We start from the raw sequence: 1131 nt of genomic DNA, 5'->3' as shown, positions 1-1131 counted from the left end.
TATTCGTGCCGGGCGGCAACGATGTGATGGGCGTCGACGTAGCCGGCGTCCAGCAGGTGCTCGTCTGGGAGGAGTCGGCGCTCTTCGAGCTCGTCGTGGATGACGGTGGTCATCTCCATGTCGGAGACCGCTGCCGGCGTGGTCGTCACGTTGGTGATCAAGTGTGGCGCGTCGGGTTCGCAGGTCTCGCTCAGGTGGACTTTGTAGCCGTTCCAGGCGAGGTCCCGCTTTGCCCCCGTCCGGGCATCAGCGTCGTAAGGGGTGCAGTAACGGATTCGGCCAGGCGGGATGTTCTTCGGATCGCGCCAGCGCGGCTGGCCCTCGTGGAACTCGCCTTGCTGGACCCACACCCTGCGCAGGAACTCCACCGCGGGCAGGTGCCGCAGGCCCGCCGGGGCTGACGGGCCCCAGACGGCTTCAAGGACGGCGAAGCCGTCGGAGATCACCTGGTGGCCGTGCTCGACCCGGGCCGCCCAGCGGGAGGGGAACCGGCTGTCTTCCGGCCGCATGGAGTACCGGTCGAACCATTCCGGCGGGGCCAGGGCGGCCAGCCATTCCCCGGCGACCGCAGCAATCTCGTTCAGGGCGGCCCGCAGGGTCTCCACCACGAACTCCAGCCGGTTCAGCTCCCGCGTGGCGGCCAGCACGTGAGTGGAGTCCGTCCGCTGGCGCCCTCTGGCCTTCACCAGCCCGGCTTCGCCGGCCGCCAGCAGCACCGCGTCCAGGATCATGCGACCTGCCGCACCGTCGACGAGGCGGGAACGGAACTCGCTGAGCACCGAGAAGTCGAATCCGGTATCGGTCAGTTCCAGGCCCAGGGCGTACTTCCAGTCCAGACGTGATCGCACGGCGTGCGCGGCCTGCCGGTCGGTGAGCCCTTCGGTGAACTGCAGCACCGACACCAGCGCCAGCCTCGCCGGAGAAACCGCGGGCCGTCCGCGGGACGGGAACAGACCGGTGAACTCCGTGTCGGCGAAGACCGGGCCCAGTGTGTCCCGCATCCGCATCGCCAGACAGCCCTTCGGGAAGACCGCCCGCGCGACCCGCGCGGTCTCCTCCGGGACCTCTCCCCAATCCACCCCACGCAACGACACCGAACCCACCCCTGAACACGACGACGGCCTGCACAAC

1 protein-coding gene is annotated in these 1131 nt (G+C 69.2%); it reads right to left on the bottom strand.

All coding sequences use genetic code 11. The features are described 5' to 3' along the window. Positions 1-1079 (bottom strand): transposase (locus IE257_RS37710; protein ID WP_189974638.1); only part of this gene is annotated, 1079 nt, incomplete at its 3' end. Positions 1080-1131: the final 52 nt, after the last annotated feature.

It is taken from the genome of Streptomyces avidinii (assembly GCF_014650695.1).
GTDB lineage: Bacteria > Actinomycetota > Actinomycetes > Streptomycetales > Streptomycetaceae > Streptomyces > Streptomyces avidinii.
This window is presented reverse-complemented; position numbering and strand designations above follow the sequence as displayed.